This is a genomic window from Mesorhizobium sp. M1A.F.Ca.ET.072.01.1.1 (assembly GCF_004023325.1).
Lineage (GTDB): Bacteria > Pseudomonadota > Alphaproteobacteria > Rhizobiales > Rhizobiaceae > Mesorhizobium.
This window is the reverse complement of the sequence record NZ_RZSF01000437.1, coordinates 1-4468: the sequence shown is the minus strand read 5'-3', so window position 1 is coordinate 4468 and position 4468 is coordinate 1. Positions and strand designations below refer to the sequence as shown.

The 4468-nt window shown below is 63.8% G+C and carries 6 protein-coding genes; 5 read left to right on the top strand and 1 reads right to left on the bottom strand.

Features of this window, described 5'->3' with window-relative positions:
* The first annotated feature begins 417 nt into the window (after window positions 1-417).
* From EOA32_RS33670 to EOA32_RS33655, 4 genes are all read left to right on the top strand, one after another.
* Window positions 418-876 carry a GNAT family N-acetyltransferase gene (locus EOA32_RS33670; RefSeq protein WP_348632243.1) on the top strand — a complete coding sequence of 153 codons (459 nt, stop codon included), beginning with the start codon at window positions 418-420 and terminating at the stop codon, window positions 874-876.
* Window positions 877-996: 120 nt separating this feature from the next.
* On the top strand, window positions 997-1593 hold the full coding sequence (locus tag EOA32_RS33665; RefSeq protein WP_095829238.1) for a glutathione S-transferase: 597 nt from the start codon (window positions 997-999) through the stop codon (window positions 1591-1593).
* A 116-nt stretch (window positions 1594-1709) separates the two neighbouring features.
* Window positions 1710-2093: a TfoX/Sxy family protein gene (locus tag EOA32_RS33660; protein WP_245499481.1), complete on the top strand. Its 384-nt coding sequence runs from the start codon at window positions 1710-1712 to the stop codon at window positions 2091-2093.
* A 76-nt stretch (window positions 2094-2169) separates the two neighbouring features.
* A complete protein-coding gene (locus EOA32_RS33655) occupies window positions 2170-2586 on the top strand; it encodes a GFA family protein (RefSeq protein ID WP_128374021.1) in 417 nt (138 codons plus the stop codon).
* Window positions 2587-2678: 92 nt separating this feature from the next.
* On the opposite strand, the gene EOA32_RS33650 is transcribed toward EOA32_RS33655, so the two are convergent.
* Window positions 2679-3329, bottom strand: coding sequence for an outer membrane protein (locus tag EOA32_RS33650; RefSeq protein WP_066995784.1), 651 nt, complete (start codon window positions 3327-3329; stop codon window positions 2679-2681).
* A 411-nt stretch (window positions 3330-3740) separates the two neighbouring features.
* Between EOA32_RS33650 and EOA32_RS33645 the strand changes: the two genes are divergently transcribed.
* Window positions 3741-4468 (top strand): SDR family oxidoreductase (locus tag EOA32_RS33645; RefSeq protein ID WP_128374020.1); only part of this gene is annotated, 728 nt, incomplete at its 3' end.

The window sequence follows — 4468 nt, the reverse complement described above, 5'->3', positions numbered from 1 at the left end:
GCAGCCAAGCCCGCCGCGAAGGCGGCAGCGAAGCCCGCCGCCAAGAAGCCGGCAGCGAAGGCAGCGGCCAAGCCCGCCGCCAAGGCGCCGATGAAAGCAGCAGCCGCCAAGTCGACGGCAGCCGTGAAGAAGGCAGCGCCTGCCAAGAAGGCGCCGGCCAAGAAGTAATCGCGTAACTTCGCTCGCGAGCCTGAACAGGCGAGGGTGGGTGCCGTCGAGGCGCCCCTCTCGCCAGTTCGGCGTGACAGCGGGCGAAGTGGATGGCAAAGGCCTGTCCTGAAAGCTCCTGGAAATTTGCCGCCCGGCAAACTTCCGGGAGCTTTTTTTGTTGCGCGACCGGCTCGCATCGTCACGATCCGTTCTGGTCCGGGCGATGTCGGCTGCTGCCGCACGTCGATCAGGTGGAAAGGGCTGATCATGGCTTTGTGGCTTGGAATTCGACGGGCAGGCGAGGGCGATGCCGAAGCGGTAAGCCGGGTCATTGTTGCCGCTCTGCGGAAAAACAACGCCAGGGAGTACGGGCCGCAAATCATCGCCCGCGTTGAGCAGAGCTTCAGCCCCTCTGCCGTGCGGCAACTTTTCAAGAAGCGCCAAGTCTTTGTCGCCGTTTGCGGCGACAAAATTGTCGGTACCGCGGGCCTGGACGGAACAACGGTTCGATCTGTGTTCGTCGATCCTGAATTTCAGGGACGCGGCGTCGGCAGCCGGCTGATGCTGGAGATCGAGGAAGCAGCGCGGGCAAACGGCGCGACGGTGCTGACGGTGCCGTCCTCGGTCACCGCGGAGCGATTTTATTTCAGACTTGGCTTCCGCGCGCTCCGGGACTGCTTCCACGACGACGAACGAACCATCATCATGGAGCGGTCCCTGAAGTAGCGGCGGCACGCGCCGCTCGAACAAGGTGGGCCAACTGGCGGTAGGTTTTGGCGGCGCTGGCCGTTGCTCTGGCAATAGCATTCGGTCAACAGTGCGCACGGACAATCAGGAACCCGATCCATGCCGAAGCTGCTCTACGCCTCCACCTCTCCCTATAGTTCGAAGGTCCGCATGGCCGCCGCCTATGCCGGCATCGCCATCGAACTCGTGCCGGTCAAGACGGAGGACAAGCCGGCGGAGCTGATCTCGGCCAATCCGCTGGGCAAGATCCCGGTGCTGGTGCTGGAGGACGGCCGCACGATCCACGACAGCCGGGCGATCACCCAGCATCTCAACCGGCTGTCGAAGAACGTGCTGTTCCCGCGCAACCCCGACAAGCGGCTCGAGGCCGAGGTGCTGGAGGCGCTGGCCGACGGCATCTGCGACTGCGCGCTGTCGATGGTCTATGAGCGGCGCACGCGCCCCGACGCCATGGTCTATCAGCCCTGGCTCGACCGTCAGTGGGCGAAGATCACCGCCGCGCTCGACCTGCTCAACGCCAACCCGCCGAAACTGCCCAAGAAGATCACCGCCGGCCAGCTGGCGCTGCGTGCCACTCTCGGCTATCTCGCGCTGCGTTTCGGCGGCCAGTGGGAAAAGGGCCGCGGCCGGCTGACACGTTGGGCCGCGCGCTTCGACGAAAAGTTTCCGGAACTGAAGGGCTGCGTGCCGGGGTAAACAGCTCATCTCCACCCTTGTGGGGGAGATCGGCAGCCTCGCCGCCGCGCCTCCCCATATTGAATTGTCGCCCGGATTCGTGATTGCATAGGCCGTGCAATTACAAAGTGGTTCGCATGGCGAAGTCGGTCACCAAAACAACCGTCGCCCCCGATCCGATGGTCGAGCGCTTGCGCGCGGCCCTTGGCCGGCGCGCTTTCACGGAACAGAAAATGTTCGGCGGCACCTGCTTCATGATCAACGGCAATATGCTGATCGGCACCTCGAAGCGCGGCTTGCTGGTGCGTGTCGGCAAGGACGGGCACGCGGCCGCAGCCGCACGGCCCCATGCGCGGCCGATGGAAATGGGCGGGCGTTCCATGGAAGGCTATGTCCATGTCGCGCCGGAAGGCACTGCAACCGAGGCAGATCTCGCCGAGTGGATCGATCGTGCGCTGGCTTTCGTCGAGACACTGCCGCCGAAGGTCAAACCCGCCAAGGTCGCAAAGCGGCCAGCCTGAACAGATCGCGCCGCCTATCCTTCACATCGGCCGTGTCGGCGGGGTCGGCCCGGGCACGCAGTCGGCGGAGGAAGCGATGGCATCTCTGGCGGGACGTTGCATGTGCGGCGCGGTCACCTGGATCTATTCCGGGGAGCTCACGCGAAATCTTGTCTGTCACTGCGCCGATTGCCAGCGCGCCACGTCCGCTCCCTTCACTGCTTTCCTCGGCATGAGGCCGGAGCAGCTGAACTGGGCCGGCGTCATCAGGCGCTATGAATGCAGCCCGAACACCTTTCGCGGGTTCTGCCCGTCCTGCGGCACCAGGCTCTACTTCCGCTCCGACAGATGGCCCGACGAGATCCACGTTCACGCCGCGTCCATGACCGACCCGGCCGACTACCGTCCGGACGCCCAGGTCTTCACGCGCTCGCGCGCGAATTGGCTCGACCAGCTGCAGCCGATTTCAGCCCATGAGGCTTTCCAGCAGGCGCCATCCACCGGGTTGCGTTGAAGGCGTGGCCAAACGTGTCGGCCTGGGCAACGCCAACCACAAAAAAAGCCGGGCGCGCGGCCCGGCTTTTTCCGTGTCGTGGCTTGGACGACTTAGAACTTCATACCGACGCCGAAGAGGACGCGGTTGTCCTTCGACTTGACGTTGCCGACATTGTCGAAATTCTTGTCGCCGTAGTCGGTATAGCGGTACTCGACACGACCGAACACGTTGTCGGTGATCTTGATGTCGGTGCCGACACCGGCCGTCCAGCCCAGCATCGCCTTGCTGTCGCTGCTGACGCCGTCGTCGATCTTCTGGTTCTTGGCGGCGAGACCGCCGGTGCCATAGAGCAGGATTTCCGGGGTCACGGCATAGCCGAGGCGAGCGCGCAGCGAGCCTTCGAGGCCGCCCTTCGCATCGATGCCCGCGCTGTCGCCCTTGACGCCATTGTAGCCGAGATCGGCTTCAGCGCCGTAGACGAAGTTGTCCTGCTGCCACTGGTAGCCGCCGAAGACGCCGCCGATGAAGCCCTTGGTCTTCACATTGACGCCGATGTCGCGGGCGTCGGCATGGCCGCTGAAGCCGTAGCCGAGGCTGATACCGGCATAGGGGCCGGCCCAGGAAGCGACGGGGAGTTCGGCGACCGGGGCCGGTGCCGGCGGCTCTTCGGTGACGGCGTCTGCGGCATAAGCGGTACCACCGAGGGCGAAGAGCCCGAGCGCAACCGCCAGCGGCCGCGCAAACTTGAGATTAGCTTGCATTGTTGTTTACTCCTTAAGCCACAAGACACGAGGCTTTTTATGTTCATGAATGCCCCCGGCCCGTCCGGGGGGATAAACGGGCCTGGCGTTCAACGGTTCCAAATGTCGTGCTGAAATACGGCTGAAGCGAACCTGAACTTGGGTAATTCCCTGGCGCGAATGAGGCCAAAAGGTGACGTTGCATCTTCGCAACAGCGAATGTCAGCACGCTAGTCATGTTGCGCTGCACACCGCTTGGTTCAAGGGGTTCGGGGACATATATTGCATTATGAAACTCCGCAATCCGGGTCGGCAGCGTGCGTACGGGCCGCTTCGCCACATTCCTGCCCCAGGTAGAAATGGCATTTAACGCTTGGCCCGTCATATTGTGCCGGCTTCCCGGAATCGTGAAGCCGATAGAGGATTGAGGACATGAAAGAAGCCTTTGGCGTGGTGCTGGTGACGGGTGGAGCGAAAAGGATCGGCAAGGCGATCGTCGAAGACCTTGCCGCGCATGGCTTTGCCGTGGCCATCCATGCCAATCGTTCCGGAGCCGAAGCCGAGGCGCTGGCCAGCCGCATCAGGAACCAGGGCGGCCGTGCCGCCGTGCTCGTTGCCGACCTCACCGATATGAAAGCCGTCGGCGATCTCGTCGGCCGCTCCGAGGCTGCCCTTGGCCCGGTCACGCTGCTCGTCAACAACGCCTCCTTGTTCGTCGACGACCGTATCGAGGATTTCGACTGGCAGGCCTGGGACCGCCACTTCGCCATTCATCTGAAGACGCCGGCGCTGCTGGCGCAGAACTTTGCTCGCGCCTTGCCGGAAGGCGCGGAGGGACTGATCGTCAACGTCATCGACCAGCGTGTCTGGCGGCCGACGCCGCGTTATTTCTCTTACGCGCTGTCGAAATCGGCCCTGTGGACGCAGACCCAGATGCTGGCGCAGGCGCTGGGGCCGCGCACTCGCGTCAATGCCATCGGCCCCGGCCCGACACTGAAGAACAAGCGCCAGGACGACGAAGATTTCGGCAGGCAGGTCGAAGGACTGATTCTGAAGCGCGGCCCGCAATTGCCGGAATTCGGCGCCACCATCCGCTATCTCTGGGAGGCGCGCTCCGTCACCGGGCAGATGATCGCGCTCGACGGCGGCCAGCATCTTGC